The organism is Pantoea sp. A4 (assembly GCF_000295955.2).
Classification (GTDB): domain Bacteria; phylum Pseudomonadota; class Gammaproteobacteria; order Enterobacterales; family Enterobacteriaceae; genus Pantoea; species Pantoea multigeneris.
Genome location: NZ_ALXE01000009.1, coordinates 58,186 through 71,944 on the forward strand (window position 1 = coordinate 58,186; position 13,759 = coordinate 71,944).

Genomic DNA, 13,759 nt, shown 5'->3' on the forward strand with positions numbered 1-13,759 from the left:
TGATACACCTATAGTACTGGTCATAGATAGGATGGGTAGAGGCACACCAGCATTACGAACATCATTTGTATACGTAGATGCGATGTATCAGGTAAGAGAAAGCTTGATCATTAGTGAGGATGTAGTACATGGCTAATAGGTATTATCTTAGTGACCATATGACCAATGGTGTGTTGATGCATCTTTTTGGATGTGTACACCTACCACATAAGGACGACAGGATTTTTATAGGCACCTGCCACACACTAAACCAAGCATCATCATACGCCCGTAGATATGTTCCGAAATTTGGATATTGTCCATACTGTATAGATACAAGTAAAGCAGGCTCATTTGAGATAGAACATCAAAAACAAATGAAGTTTGCGAGGAAGCCGCTTGCGTTGCCGAGGTAGGAGAAGATTGTACCACTTGCGCATCAGGGAAAACCTACAGTTGTAATCGCACACCATAACTGATACAACGCCCTACCAATGTGTAGGGCTTGTATATGAAAACCATAAAACCTGAACACCTCTTGCCCCTCTATAGGGCTGATTTCAAAGCAAATGATCTTAATCATGATATTGTCGAACTTGCGAGTATTGACCCAAGTGATATTGATCGCTTCATTGAGCGTTTGCTCATTTTCAAAGCAGTAATCTTAAGCTGTAAACAAAATATTAAATCTGATGTTTACCAGTTGTTTGACCACTTCAGGAATACAAATCCCCGTTTTGCTGATTTAACCTTTGAACAATTTCAAAATCTTGTTGGTAAGGGTAGTTTTAATGCAAACAAGCCCAAAAATAGCTCATGGGAAGTCTGTGTTAATGGCAATATACACAATGTTCGAAGTAAGAAGGCTATTCCAGCTAAGTTATTGAAAGAAGGTTTCGACCAAAAACCATATGAATATGAATCAATAAATGGGGATGTATTCATTGATGGAGAGCGGCTCATAAGAGATTATGGGCGAGATGAATTTCCAGTAAATGCGAGTTATGAAGGATATGATTTCCATATGCCGGATCATAATCGTTGGTCTGATCTCGTAATGGATAGATATGCGAGGTGGCTAGTTGATAATCCAAATGGCAGTACTGAAGAATTTAGAGAAGATGTGAAACTTATTAAGGGCTGAAAATGAAAGAAATTATTGCTATTTCTTTACTGTGCGTAACAGGGAATGCTTTTGCGAGTATTTTTATCTGCGATAAGATCGCAACAAGAGATACTCCCACGCCCGTCTCAGCGAAAACGGTGGTGAAAATATCTGGTTCTGATTTACAGATGAAATCAGGGGGTAAAGTTCTAATTTTTGATAACTTCGATGGCAGTACAGCGTATAGAGAAAACTTTTTGTTGAAGAAGGCTAACGGTTTTTTCATGCTGGCTGAATATAATGACAATATTGAAAATCTTACCGGAAATGAGAGAGCAACGGCAACTTATGCGTTTGGTGGATGTGAGCTACAGTAAATTAAAAGATATCTTGGTTAATTAACCGCGTAAGATTATATAGGCGATTTTTAGTTGATTTCATGGCCTGAGTTCGTACTCAGCAGGACTTAGGCCTTTCAGTACTGTTAAAACTTCGGATTTTCCCCTCTACTCATAAGTTGAATTTTAAAACAACAATTAGTTCTTTTATCTTTATTGAGAATTAGGTTCTAAATATTATTTATTGACACTAACCATCTGAAAAACATCTTTTTTTATGCGTTTAAGCCAGTTGTAAAACTGATTGCCTTTTGTCTAAGCTTTAATTTCTTTCCAGATTCGAGGGTTGTACCGTGACTAAGACCAATGATAAAATGAGTTATATTAAGTAGATTTTACTTGATTGCGGATGTGATGGAACAGCCAGTCACTGAGAAGGCTACAGCTGAAGCTATAAAGAGAAAAGTCATGCCTTTTTTATTCATCGTGTACGCTTCGTGTTGGAGTAATCTGTATCTAACGTACTAATATTAGATGTTGTTTTTTTATCCTGCATAGTAAAGAAGCATAAAAAATGCATAAAGCACGTTATCTCAAATGCGGGGTGCCGCTGGTCTGGGAAAAAGGGGCATTTATTTAAATTGGAAAGTATGCTGACACATTCAGATTTATGATTTTTATGACCGGTCCTTAGGGGTCAGGTGTTACCTTAAAGCAATAAGGTTGGTAATGAAGAAAAAACGACTCACATCGCGTGCTACGAATAAACGCAAAACCGGCTGAATTCGAATGGTAAGAACATTCGTCTGCATAGTTTTATGTAATTAAAGGTCGGGTAAACCGGCCTTTAGCGCTAACTGTACAACTTACCTTCCAACAGTTTTATGCCTGCCGAAACGAGATCGTTACGCTCAGAAACTCGTCCCTCGGGTGATAGGGTATCGATAATTTTAGGGAGATACTCTGCCAGGATAGTTGATGCTTTTTCTGTATCAACACCGAGTTTCACTGCCAGACTCTGAACCGCAGGGGAGCCTAAAATAGCTGTTATTCTTTCAGAGGTTAAAGGCAGGTTATCTCCTGATGTTAACCACGACTGAACGGTATTCTCCAGTCCTTCAGCTCTGAACTTTTCAAGTATAGACTCGCACCCACCTTGCTCCTCTATCCATGCGAATATTGCCTGGTGGGGTGAAGAGCTTGTGCCTTGTCCTACAAGAGCGTTTGTTACACCATCTAATAGTCCCATATTGCATTTTCCGTCGTTTCATTTTTGTAGAATATCAGGCGCTACTCACTTTTCGGTATAATCAAAACCTGACCAGGATAGATTTTATCTGGGCTTTTCAGCATAGGCGTGTTTGCATCAAAAATTGCCTGATACTTGTTTCCTGTCCCGTAAACTGCATGTGATATTGCGCTAAGAGTATCGCCAGTCTTCACGGTATAATAAGTACTCTCGCTTGTGCTTTCTTCAGTAGAAACTTTTAGCTGATCGTCTACTTTGCTGACGCCCTCCACATTACCTGCTGCTGCCAGTATTTTTTCTTTTACTTCCTGTGATGATACATTGCCTGTCAGTGTGACGGTTCAATCATCTGCAACAACCGCCTCAACTGACTCCACCCCCGGAAGAGCAAGACTTCTGATATGCTCTTGAAGCCTCTGTGATTTATCACTGTCGTCATGACCTGAAACAGCATCCCATACCTTCTCACCAGCCTGTTTAACGAAATCTAAAAGCTCCATACAACTTTCCTCTTAATTTAGAAAATTCACCTGCAACTTAATCATAGCTCAGTATAATTATTAGTGGGGGGGATAATACAGTGTGTTGATTTATAATTTTTTTAATCTATTGCAACGCTCATTTAATAGCTAAACGCCTCTTAACCTGCCTCTCTGGTTAGAGGCCCAGATCAGTTAATAATTTCGTAAGCTTAACCTATCCCCGAATTTTAACCATGCCTGATCAGGAAAAAAATGGCTTCTGGCGGGGGTGCTTATTCTGGCAACCAGTAGACTTTTGTGTGAGCTCTGATGGGAGCATCTAGCCCAGCGAAAATATAACGACTATGACTCGCACTGTTGCGAGTCTGTAAGTCACTGACTCACTCACACAGACATGCCTGCGCCAGCTCTATTTATGCATGTACGTCCTGCAGCATTGCCTTGTCGAGGCTCATATAGGCAACCTGCTTCAGGGCAAACACAATCTGCATTTTGGCGCACCATGGCGTTTTCTCGGCACATCCTAAGCTCTGGGAAGTGAATATCATGCCGGAATTCTGTTTCCAGATGGGGCAGGATTTATGACAAAGGGCCAACTAAATAAAGTTACTTACTGAAGGTTGTATCTAATCCGAGGGTAGGACGCATTAATTCAGTTTTACATAACCATCACACAAAATTTTCAATTCACCACCTTGTAAGGCTGAGTCCACAGTTTAACAATCATGAGCTATAATGATTATGAGATAATAGTTGTATGTGTAAACACCCTTACCGCCCATATGGGCGGTTTTTTTTACTATCAAAGAAATGACCAGCTCTCTGGAAAGCCGAAGTTCCGGCCCAAGAACTCCACCTTAAGCACGATAGTTCAGGATCTACCTTGTACTTACACCTTTCGCAAAAGTATATTGGCATTTATGCTCTTAAGTTGTCTGCAGACGAGAACCTCAGCCTCGGGAAGGTACTTGCTAAAGCCATGATGGATAAAGATGGGCTTAAGGTGGCTCATGGATAAAATTTATGACCAGAAGCTTGAGGTTGTGTGCGGGGCTGTAGCAACGTCGAGCCTCCAGATTTGTAGGCCTATCATTGTAAGCCTACCTTACGCTTGACTAATTGGTCTTTGAATATGGTGTTGAACTGAACAGAGCTTGGCAACCCAACGATGAGAGTCTGAACGACTACTTTCGGAAAAAGTGTCTGAATGAGCATAAGTTGAGAATTTTTTTTAGTGCCTGGGAAACAATCAATGACTGGAGGCAGGATTATAAACTCCATTCGTCGCCGAGTAACAAGATGCTATCTTAATTCAACAGACTAGTGAAAAAAGTATGAAAAAACCAAACGACATCAACTAAAGTTTGTATCTAACTCAAGCTTGGCCTATCCTCGTCCAGCATCAAAAAGATGCTTAATAAATACCTAATCGAGAAATGGACTAACAGATGATACAAAACAGACAAGATCGATCTCCCACCCGGCCCCCTCAGAGTGGCAGCAATGATGCAAGGGGGATGCCATACTATATAAAATACGACTGGCTAGGCAAGCTGGAGCAGGAACTCAGGGAGTTCGAGAGAAAATGGCCTTTTTTACGTGATGCTCGCTGAATAACAAGGGTGAAAAAACCCGCCATCTTTCGTAGCGGGCTGAACGATTTCACGCGCTCATAATAGACAACAATGTGCCGGAACCCGAGCAGTTCAGCACACATCCAGTATGAGTAAAATACGCTGCTTGGCAAGAATAGAACTCACACTTTTGTGATAAAATCCCGGCTTCGCACATCCGGTGCGTAGGTTCAGTGAAGCACGTTCTTGTAGATATCCCTACTGTTACCGTAGATGTGATCAACTACAAAAACCATCTGGTATTATTCCTTTCGTACCTCGATTTTTAGTTCTAAATTCTGCACCGGCGGTTGTCAGCGACAATAGACCGTACAATAGCTTTTCATCCAGTAATCCGACAGCAGTTAAGAGGTAAGCGGTGCAAAGCACTCAAGTAACTGCTTTGCCTGATAGTTTGCATAACTGGTTTGGAACCGTAGAACGCTATCTGAACTAAAGTCTCAAATCCTTTATGGCCCTTTGAGGCCCATGAATGCTTGTTACACTGCTTACTCACTACATTTTGCCATCCGTATCTACTTGTGGGGGTGGAAAAACTGTCTGTCGCACTTAGCCAGTAACTGGTACGAATTATCAAATCTCTTCCTGGTTGTATGGCTGAACATGAACTGCTGAAGAAGTTTCTTAATAAAATTTTTACGATAGCTATCTGGTAAGTTATAAATACGTTCATTAGTATCGGTAAGACCTAGACCTACCAACGTTGCCCAATTAGGAACAAGCTATGGAAAACCATTTTAACCTGATTGATTCCCCATGGATCCCTGTTTCGGAAGTTGGTCCGGTCAGTCTGAAAACGATTTTCAGTAATGCAGCATTACGCGCCTTAGGGGGAAGTTCTGTAGAGAAGATTGCGATAACCAAGCTACTTTTAGCTATTGCTCAGGCGGCCCATACTCCACAAGATGATGGCGAATGGGAAAAAATGGGCTGGCAAGGTATGGCCGAAAACTGTCTGGGCTACCTGAAAAAGTGGCATGACCGGTTTTATCTTTATGGCGATAAGCCGTTTTTACAGATGCCTGCTATTCGGACCGCTGAAAGAAAGTCTGTTTGGGCATTATCACCTGAGGTCAGTACCGGTAACACAACCGTATTAACTCAAACGCAGCAACAGCATAGCACTGATGATGCTGACAGGGCTCTGGCTATCATCGTTCAAATGGGCTTCGGCCTCAGCGGTAAGAAAACTGATAACTCAGTGGTATTAACACCAGGCTATCTGGGTAAGCAAAATGACAAGGGTAAACCAGCTAGCGGAAAGCATGGAGTTTCAGTAGGACATTTAGGACTATTGCATTCCTTTTGGCTGGGTAACAGTATTATTCATACTCTTTGGTTAAACTTATTTACCACTGAAGATATAGCTCAACTGGCAATGTACCCATCTCTGGGCGTTGCACCTTGGGAGAACATGCCAACAGGTGAAGACGATAAAATTGCCAGGGCGTTGAAAAAGTCACTGCTCGGACGACTAGTTCCAATGGGAAAATTTTGCCTTCTGGAAAATGACTCTATTCACTACACAGATGGTGTTATCCATGCTGGCTATCTTGAAGGAAAAGTGGACCCGACAGCATCGGTGGATTTTTCGCAGATAAAACCTAAAGCGTTATGGGCAAACCCTAATAAGACCCCATGGCGAGAATTACCGTCTTTGTTGCATTTTATAGGTAAAGATAAAAAAGGTGGAGTTGAGACGCAACAGCTTAAAATCACATTCGGACGTGTCTCCAGTAACGTTGAACAGTTTTCCTTGTGGTCAGGGGGATTACGTGTTAGCAGCAATGCTGGGGAACAATATGCCTCCGGTACTGATGACTATGTACAGTCTGAAATAAGGCTATCTTCACACCTTACTGGTAGTGAGTTTATTAATCATCTTGAAGATGAAATGGAACAGCTAGACAACGTTCAGAAGTTACTTTGGGGAGCCGTTGTTAAGTATTTCCGCCAGTTATCCGATATAGACAAATCTGGTATTGGAAACGTGCAGGTTTTTGTTTCTAGTCAGGCTGAAAAAACAACACGGTTATTTTGGCGACTTTGCGAACAGCACTCTCAGGTTCTAATTAGTACTTGTGCTTCGCATTCAACTGCAGGAAAAAAACGAATTCAGTTACGTAAAACGTTCGTATCCTACGCTCTTCAGGTATTCGATCAGATGTGCCCAAACGACAGTGCTCGACAGATGGATGCCTGGGCTTGTACGCGCCCAAGTTTTTCCGAATATCTATCAGCTGATTAAGGATAATCTATATGATTCAATTTCCTTCAGATATAGCTGTCTCAACTCCTGAAAAAATGTCCATGGCTGGAATGTTTGTCAGCTATGTGATGGAACGTATCCAGGAAGAAAATAGCTTTTCTGCACGCCTCAAACGTGCAGATAATATCGCAACCGAATACCAAAGTTGGGAGCTATTAGCCAGTTTTTCTGTTGATCTAGAAAACGATTGTGAACGTATTCCTTATTGCACTGTGGGAGCTGCGCTGGCAAGAACGCGACCTAAGGAAAACGGGACGCTGCCTCTGGGCACTGCTATTGCTGCCTGTTTTAGGGAGGGCTATCAGTCTGAACAGGCCAAAGTACGCCTGCGTCGCCTGCTGGCCTGTACCAGTATAAAGGAATCTTGCCACATTCTGCGTCCGTTGCTAATGCTGATGGCATGTAGGGGGGTAACACCTGATTTCGTTCAACTGCTGGAGCAATTGCTGGAGTTCTCAGGTGAGAGTCAGGTAAAGATCCGTGCGTGCTGGGCGAAGACATTTTATCGCCAGAGTATAGATGATAGTGATCGGACAACGGAGAAAGTGCATGACTGAACTTTTCGCCAGTGCTTTGCACCTCGATCGCACGGCTGTGAAAGCATTAAAAATGACGGATACATACTCATTGCATCGGGTAGTGTACAGTCTTTTTTCTGATGAACGTTCTGATACGGAAAAGAACAGCAATGTTCAGAGTGGGATTGTCTATGCTGACCAGGGAGGTGATTTTCAGCACCGCAAAGTACTGATTGTATCCAACCGTCCGCCGGCAACCAACATCGATGGAAAATATGGTATGGTGCTCATAAAACCCATTTCAGATACATTCCTGTCTCATACTCACTATTGCTTCAAAGTGCAGGTTAATCCGGTACGTAAGGATAAAAAAAGTGGTAAACGCATTGCCGTTAAGGGACGGTCTGCAATCGCAGACTGGTTTTTAAAACGAGCCACAGATAGCTGGGGATTTCAAGTAACTCCTCAAACGTTACAGATAGAGGCTATTGATGTTTTGCGCTTTGAGGGTAAATCCGGGCGTCTGGTAACCATAGGTAAAGCCCATGTTCAGGGACAGTTAACGGTTATTAACTCGCAGCAATTTCGAAACAGTTTTAAAAATGGTATTGGTAAAGGTAGGGCGTTTGGTTGTGGCTTACTACAAATTGTACCCATCATTGATAACCTGTTTACTTGATGCTTGCAACTTATATTTTAGGACAAAGTTATGACCAGAAACTATAAAAATACCAGAATTGAATTTCATATTCTTCAGTCTTTCCCGGTGACCTGTCTTAACCGCGATGATGTCGGCGCGCCGAAATCAGCTATTATAGGGGGTGTGCCACGAGCCCGTGTGTCATCACAATGTTGGAAGCGACAGGTACGTCTTGCGATGCCGGACTTTGGTATTCGCCTTGGGGTTCGTAGCAAAAAGACAGCAAGCATGATAGCTGATGAGTGTCTGGCACTGAATGCTAGTCAAGAGCAAGCTAATAGTTGTGGTGCAGTAATGGCAGCATTTCTTTCTGACGATACGTTACTGTTTCTTAGTGAGTTTGAAACAAAAGCATTCGCCGCGTACGCAAAAACTCACAATTTCGAAGCCTCTAAGCTGAATAGTAAAGAGCTGATAAAAGTGTCAAAAAAAGTCGTAAATAGAACGCTTGATGCTCTGGATATAGCTCTGTTTGGGCGTATGGTAGCCAAAGCGTCTGATATGAATGTAGAGGCAGCTGCATCATTCGCACATGCAATTTCAACCCATAAAGCCGTAAACGAAGTAGAGTTTTTCACGGCGGTAGATGACCTTAAAACAGAGGAAGAAAGTGGTTCGGCACATATGGGCAGTCTGGAATTCAACTCCGCTACATACTATCGTTACGTAAGTCTCGATCTGGGACAACTGGAACAGACTTTAGGAGAAGACGCTGATATTAATTCGGCTGTCGAAGCTTTTGTAAAAGCGCTGTATGTAGCCGTACCTGATGCACGTCAAACAACGCAGTCGGGCGCATGTCCATGGGAATATGCCTACGTATTGCTGCGAAAAGGTCAACGTATGCAAGCTTCTTTTGAGCAACCAGTTAAAAGTAAAGGTGAAGGCTTCCTACATTCAAGTAAAATAATGCTTAAAACCTGGCTACATAATAAAGAAAAACTATCTGGATCGCTGTTTGGAAGGCTCGGGGGGTATGAATGGGGTGAAGATCCTGAATATAGCATTGATCTACTGATTACCGATCTACAGTCTCACCTGCAAAAGGATAGCAATGAGCCCGTCTAAAACATTTATTCTTCTTTGGCTCGAAGGAGCACTCCAATCTTGGGGGCACAACTCCAAATTTGGAGTGCGCGACACATTGAGTTTCCCCACACGCTCTGGAATTCTGGGTTTATTGTGCTGCGCGCGCGGAGCAGGTGGTGCTGAAATTGAATGGTTGGCAGAAATGAATGATATGAGTCTGGAGATACGTGCTTACCTCAGGAGGAATAATAAAGGACAACCGTGTTTACCTAACCCCAATTTATGTGATCTTCAGATGGTCGGTAGTGGCTACGATGATACCGACCCGTGGCAATCTCTTCTAATACCTAAAACGTCTGGTGGTAAAAAGGCTGTCGGAGGTGGCACTAAGATGACTTATCGCTACTACTTACAGGATTCGGTATTCGCCGCGGTACTTGAGATCCCTGAATCGCAAGTGGATATATTATCAATTTCGTTGCAAAACCCTGAATGGGATTTATATCTTGGTAGAAAATGTTGTGTGCCAACAGAATTTATTTACCAAGGCGTCTATACTGATGCCAATGCAGCTTGGAAAGAGGCCAATAATATAGCTGAGAGAAAAAAATTGACACTTTGCTATGCTGTAATTGAGGGTGAGGGTGAGGGTGAGGGTGAGCATTTTATCCTAAATGACGTTCCTGTACAGTTTGGCATAAAAAAGTGTTATCGTGACCGGCGTGTGACAATTCTGAATTTCGTATAACTTACGGGAAAAGGTCTAGCTCTTTTAAAATTCATTTGATTTTCCCCATTAATGTGGGGGTGTTTCTTTGTCGATGTCTTAGAGATTAATTAGACTTTGCTCTTCCCCGTGCTTATGGGGGTGTTTCTTCAGTTTGCTGTAAAGGTAATAATCGACACTATCTTCCCCACCTTTTTGGGGGTGTTTCTATTGCAGCCAGACAGAAAAGTGAATTTTTCGTTTATTCCTCACCTACGTGGGGGTGTTTCTTGATGGTGTAAATCTCTCTGATAAAAAGTATGATTTCCCCTTTTTAATGGGGGGTGTTTCTGTCAATAAAGGCGTCTCTTTAGAGGGATGTGATATCTTCCCCACGCTCGTGGGGGTGTTTCAATCACTGGAAGAAGAGAAAGTGTTTTTTTCAAAATTTCCTCACCTACGTGGGGGTGTAAGCAGTATTTAAAATGATTTTAAAATCACAGCGCAGACTATAATAAAATAGATATAAAAGACTAGTATCCATTCAGACTTTCACGTCAATAATAAATTAAATCAAGTTGTGATTTTTTTTCATTTCATTAAAAATTTAGATGGAAATTATGCCAGCAACCTCTCTTGGTAATCATTTAAGACCCCCTATACACTTAATTTAAAGGTAATGCATAATTTTTTAAAGGGTCACCATTAAAAAATGGCCGCTAATTAACACTACAACTTAGGAAAGTTAACTGCGAACTCATGTGAAATCAATGTTTATTCATGATTCAAGGCCATCCTGAAAATTAACCATGGAATATTAATTACCATCTTTGAATGTTAGGGTGGTAATCCTAAAAATCATGGTGTAAATATCTTTACATATATCGCATCTGGTATCATTAACTGGATGCAATCCAATTAATGATGTTTTTGAACTCCTTACTAGCAGCAAAATAAAAAGCTCACCAGCTATTAAAACCATCATTTACATTAATCACAATAACTGTATTTTTGGGGAAAAATACAATGTATAAAAAACTTCTTTAAGTATTTCAATTTGTGGGCGATCCACATCATAGAAAACGAATTTTTCAGTTGGTGTAATGACATTTAAGCTATTGTAATCACAGTAAGCCTTATATTTTTCCCCTCCATCTATGCATCTGAAAAATAGCATAACACTACCGATTAAGTCGTGGCTGACCGAATCATTTTCAAGGATAGAAAAAGCCATGCTTTCTGCAAACTGTTCAGCTACCTTCCCTTTCATAACCCCGCCATAAAAATTAAGCACTAATAAATTCTATATTAATAGAATGATTTTTAAAAGAGTTTTTATAATCCCAAGGAATGATTCCAATTATTTGATAGTGTTTTGTGCTCAGATAATAGCCGATGACTTTATCTTGCAGTCCTACTGATTTTGAGAAAGAGGATGATATTCCTGCCCAACCTTGCTAGATGCTGGCTAAGATTCGGGTTATGCGGTTCAATGCGCTGCGTTTAACGTTTGCTGATAAAGTGCAGCTTTTCCTTCAGGCGTGACTCATACAACGACACATATAACACAACATTTAAGGACGACAACAGGCTTAAAGATGCTCCCCAGGTTACGTTCAAACACGGCAGTGACCCAAAAAGATGGAAAACGAGGCGTCCACCGCTGGAAGTGGTATCAATGCTTTCCTGCAGACTGCGCAGCCCAACGCGCAACCCATCCAGCCGTTCAACCAGGTGCAGCAGATTTTTCAGTGAGCGTTCTAGGCGATCCAGTCGCGAGATAACAACGGTATCCCCGGGGTGGAGTGAGGTTATCAGGTTCTCCAGTCCTTCGCGTTCCGCCTGCGCACCACTGACCTTGTCTTCAAAAATACGTTCACACCACGGCTAGTGTCAGGGGATCACGTTGCAGGTCGAGATGCTGATCGTCAGTGGAAACCCGTGCTTACCCAATGAGCATTATATGTCTTCCAGTAAGTCACCCGATTTGGGTATAGATGGAAAATGATAAGTGGAATGAGAAAATGCAATCCCGCTCTGCGGGTTGCAGGCCGATCGTTGACATCACGGTTAAGGCTCCATAAAACGACCGTTTTTATGGAGCCTCTATGAAATGATTCGAGATAAGGCTTATCAACGAAGCCTGTGAAGGAGGAAAACTAAACCTGGGCCCATCCCCCATCAACGCACAGTTCTGAGCCAGTCACATATGAGGAATCATCTGAAGCTAGGAAAAGAGCTGCTCTTGCAATTTCATCCGCGGTACCACTGCGATGCATAGGGATCAAGGTATGTAAATGGGCATTTGACTGCTTAATCATTTCTTCGCTCATACCAACTTTCCTAGCCTGATCTGTATCAATAAGACCCGGAGAGATCGCATTAACCCGAATGCCTGCATCAGACAATTCAGCCGCCAGCGATCTGGCTAATGAGCGGATCGCTGCTTTGGTTGCAGAATAAACACTGACATACGGCCGACCTTGTCGATCCAGCGTCGACGTCGTCAGAATGACAGAGCCTCCACTGGCCATAAGCGGGGTAATTTTTTGTACTGTAAAAAAGGTGCCTTTAAAATTCGTGTTAACCGTAAAATCAAAGTCTTCTTCTGTTACTTGTGCGAACAATCCTGGTCTGCCACCGCCTGCATTTGCAAACAAAATATCAACATCGCCATATCGGGTATTCACATAGGTACAGAGCTGCTCTATGTCCGTCATAACAGAAATATCACTGCGTACTGCGTCAATCTTACCGCCACAGTGCTGACCTGCCGAATCCAGTCTGGCCTGATCCCGACCTGTAATCACCACGGTTGCCCCTTCCTGACTAAACAGTTGAGCGGCCGCGAGTCCGATCCCATCACTGCCGCCAGTGATTACTGCAACTTTGCCGTCCAGCTTACCCATATGTACCTCCTGAAATTCATATTCCTCTTCAGCTCATGATGGGGATTGAGCGAAAAGCGTTGAAGAATTATTATATGAATCATTCTTCATGTTTTGGATTCGCTTATGACCATGGGGGCATCCCAACAGCTCAACCGCCGCAGAATGCCGCGTCAGGAACGATCTATCGTGACGGTTGACGCAATATTTGAGGCAACCATTCAGGTTTTGTTAACTGAGGGGCCAATACGGCTTAACACAACACGTGTCGCTGAGCGAGCAGGGGTTTCAGTTGGCACGTTGTATCAATATTTCCCGAACAAACAGTCCTTGCTGCTTGCTCTGCTGGAAAGGCATCTGACTTCCCTTACAGACATCGTCGAAAAGGCCTGCCTCGAAAATTTGAATACTGAGTCAGCTAAAATAGCGTCTGTCGTCGTCAGGGCCTACCTTGAAGCCATCATGTCGAATGCAGAGGTTTCTCCCGCTCTTTATTACATTGCTGTGGACCTGGATGCCGGCAGGTTGCTTGATGAAGCGGTACAAAAAACTGTTCACGTCATTGAGCGACTACTGACATCGGCCTGTGATGGTTATTTCGAAGAATGCCATATCATTGCACAAACTATAACAGCAGTCCTTTTTGGCACAGTGCCGGCATTCTGTATGCGGGTTATACCGTCCAGTGCCGGAGCGGAAGCAGAAAAACAACTGACACTGATGTTACGCGCTTACCTTGCTGCGCAGCGGCATGGTAATTCCGGAGAATAACGCTTTCTCTGGCGTCATAAATAATCAGGCTGTTAATCTGGTGTTTTCATTTTCAGCTAATTTGGGTCGGTGGAAATGGAAAGCAGATCGG

The 13,759-nt window shown here is 42.6% G+C and carries 11 protein-coding genes and 3 pseudogenes; 8 read left to right on the top strand and 6 right to left on the bottom strand.

Annotation, left to right across the window (positions count from 1 at the left end; genetic code table 11):
* Window positions 1–490 precede the first annotated feature (490 nt).
* Both B880_RS0102510 and B880_RS0102515 read left to right on the top strand, forming a co-directional pair.
* Entirely contained in the window at window positions 491–1,123 is a 633-nt protein-coding gene (locus tag B880_RS0102510; RefSeq protein WP_017345807.1) for a hypothetical protein, read from the top strand.
* Between the two features lie 2 nt (window positions 1,124–1,125).
* Entirely contained in the window at window positions 1,126–1,461 is a 336-nt protein-coding gene (locus B880_RS0102515) for a hypothetical protein (RefSeq protein ID WP_017345808.1), read from the top strand.
* Between the two features lie 814 nt (window positions 1,462–2,275).
* On the opposite strand, the gene B880_RS0102520 is transcribed toward B880_RS0102515, so the two are convergent.
* Both B880_RS0102520 and lysM read right to left on the bottom strand, forming a co-directional pair.
* Window positions 2,276–2,671, bottom strand: coding sequence for a YidB family protein (locus tag B880_RS0102520; protein ID WP_017345809.1), 396 nt, complete (start codon window positions 2,669–2,671; stop codon window positions 2,276–2,278).
* 41 nt (window positions 2,672–2,712) lie between these two features.
* Window positions 2,713–3,171, bottom strand: a pseudogene (gene lysM, locus B880_RS24585) (peptidoglycan-binding protein LysM).
* A 2,340-nt stretch (window positions 3,172–5,511) separates the two neighbouring features.
* Here lysM and casA point away from each other — a divergent pair.
* From casA to cas5e, 5 genes are read left to right on the top strand one after another with little or no spacing between them, the layout of a single operon-like run.
* Window positions 5,512–7,035: a type I-E CRISPR-associated protein Cse1/CasA gene (gene casA, locus B880_RS0102540; RefSeq protein ID WP_017345815.1), complete on the top strand. Its 1,524-nt coding sequence runs from the start codon at window positions 5,512–5,514 to the stop codon at window positions 7,033–7,035.
* Between the two features lie 11 nt (window positions 7,036–7,046).
* On the top strand, window positions 7,047–7,613 hold the full coding sequence (casB, locus tag B880_RS0102545; protein WP_017345816.1) for a type I-E CRISPR-associated protein Cse2/CasB: 567 nt from the start codon (window positions 7,047–7,049) through the stop codon (window positions 7,611–7,613).
* Window positions 7,606–8,253 (top strand): type I-E CRISPR-associated protein Cas6/Cse3/CasE, encoded by a 648-nt coding sequence (cas6e, locus tag B880_RS0102550; protein ID WP_017345817.1) that lies wholly within the window; start codon window positions 7,606–7,608, stop codon window positions 8,251–8,253. Before casB ends, cas6e begins: the two co-directional genes overlap by 8 nt.
* A gap of 30 nt (window positions 8,254–8,283) precedes the next feature.
* The gene (gene cas7e / locus B880_RS0102555) at window positions 8,284–9,342 is read left to right on the top strand and encodes a type I-E CRISPR-associated protein Cas7/Cse4/CasC (RefSeq protein ID WP_026042386.1); all 1,059 of its coding nucleotides are present in this window, start codon (window positions 8,284–8,286) and stop codon (window positions 9,340–9,342) included.
* Window positions 9,329–10,051, top strand: a complete 723-nt coding sequence (cas5e, locus tag B880_RS0102560) for a type I-E CRISPR-associated protein Cas5/CasD (protein ID WP_017345819.1) — start codon at window positions 9,329–9,331, stop codon at window positions 10,049–10,051. The genes cas7e and cas5e overlap by 14 nt, the downstream gene beginning before the upstream one ends.
* Window positions 10,052–11,003: 952 nt before the next feature.
* Here cas5e and B880_RS0102565 read toward each other — a convergent pair.
* From B880_RS0102565 to B880_RS0102580, 4 genes and pseudogenes are all read right to left on the bottom strand, one after another.
* Entirely contained in the window at window positions 11,004–11,279 is a 276-nt protein-coding gene (locus B880_RS0102565) for a hypothetical protein (RefSeq protein ID WP_017345820.1), read from the bottom strand.
* Between the two features lie 94 nt (window positions 11,280–11,373).
* A pseudogene (locus B880_RS26575) lies at window positions 11,374–11,662 on the bottom strand (IS1 family transposase); the annotation flags it as partial.
* 33 nt (window positions 11,663–11,695) lie between these two features.
* A pseudogene (locus B880_RS27010) lies at window positions 11,696–11,881 on the bottom strand (recombinase family protein); the annotation flags it as partial.
* 287 nt (window positions 11,882–12,168) lie between these two features.
* The gene (locus B880_RS0102580; RefSeq protein WP_017345822.1) at window positions 12,169–12,918 is read right to left on the bottom strand and encodes an SDR family NAD(P)-dependent oxidoreductase; all 750 of its coding nucleotides are present in this window, start codon (window positions 12,916–12,918) and stop codon (window positions 12,169–12,171) included.
* 168 nt (window positions 12,919–13,086) lie between these two features.
* On the opposite strand from B880_RS0102580, the gene B880_RS0102585 reads away from it, so the two are divergent.
* On the top strand, window positions 13,087–13,668 hold the full coding sequence (locus B880_RS0102585) for a TetR/AcrR family transcriptional regulator (protein WP_017345823.1): 582 nt from the start codon (window positions 13,087–13,089) through the stop codon (window positions 13,666–13,668).
* Window positions 13,669–13,759: the final 91 nt, after the last annotated feature.

Bases quoted from the DNA above. Each gene is read 5' to 3' on its own strand.
- B880_RS0102510 (WP_017345807.1), top strand. From the start codon at position 491: ATGAAAACCATAAAACCTGAACACCTCTTGCCCCTCTATAGGGCTGAT.
- B880_RS0102515 (WP_017345808.1), top strand. From the start codon at position 1,126: ATGAAAGAAATTATTGCTATTTCTTTACTGTGCGTAACAGGGAATGCT.
- B880_RS0102520 (WP_017345809.1), bottom strand. From the start codon at position 2,671: ATGGGACTATTAGATGGTGTAACAAACGCTCTTGTAGGACAAGGCACA.
- casA (WP_017345815.1), top strand. From the start codon at position 5,512: ATGGAAAACCATTTTAACCTGATTGATTCCCCATGGATCCCTGTTTCG.
- casB (WP_017345816.1), top strand. From the start codon at position 7,047: ATGATTCAATTTCCTTCAGATATAGCTGTCTCAACTCCTGAAAAAATG.
- cas6e (WP_017345817.1), top strand. From the start codon at position 7,606: ATGACTGAACTTTTCGCCAGTGCTTTGCACCTCGATCGCACGGCTGTG.
- cas7e (WP_026042386.1), top strand. From the start codon at position 8,284: ATGACCAGAAACTATAAAAATACCAGAATTGAATTTCATATTCTTCAG.
- cas5e (WP_017345819.1), top strand. From the start codon at position 9,329: ATGAGCCCGTCTAAAACATTTATTCTTCTTTGGCTCGAAGGAGCACTC.
- B880_RS0102565 (WP_017345820.1), bottom strand. From the start codon at position 11,279: ATGAAAGGGAAGGTAGCTGAACAGTTTGCAGAAAGCATGGCTTTTTCT.
- B880_RS0102580 (WP_017345822.1), bottom strand. From the start codon at position 12,918: ATGGGTAAGCTGGACGGCAAAGTTGCAGTAATCACTGGCGGCAGTGAT.